The organism is Holdemanella sp. DFI.5.55 (assembly GCF_020593575.1).
GTDB lineage: Bacteria > Bacillota_I > Bacilli_A > Erysipelotrichales > Erysipelotrichaceae > Holdemanella > Holdemanella hominis.
Genome location: NZ_JAJDMK010000340.1, coordinates 1 through 244, shown reverse-complemented (window position 1 = coordinate 244; position 244 = coordinate 1). Strand labels below are relative to the sequence as shown.

Annotated in this window: 1 protein-coding gene; it reads left to right on the top strand. The window is 48.4% G+C overall.

Going from position 1 to position 244, the window contains the following annotated elements; translation table 11 throughout:
- Positions 1-9: 9 nt before the first annotated feature.
- A partial coding sequence (locus LJE08_RS14335; protein WP_227403625.1) for an argininosuccinate synthase domain-containing protein occupies positions 10-244 on the top strand: 235 nt, incomplete at its 3' end.

Sequence of the window (244 nt, the reverse complement as noted above, 5' to 3'; positions counted from 1 at the left end):
GAAGAACTTATGAAACAAGAAAAGGAAAAAATCGTTTTAGCTTATTCTGGCGGCCTGGATACCTCAGTCGCTATTGCCTGGCTTAAGAACAAAGGCTACGACGTAATTGCATGCTGTATTGACGTTGGTGAAGGCAAGGACCTGGAAGCCATCGAGGCCAAAGGAAGCCAAGTCGGCGCCTATGCATCCGTCGTTATCGATGCCAAAGAAGACTTTGCGGAAAACTTTGTCCTGCCCGCTCTGC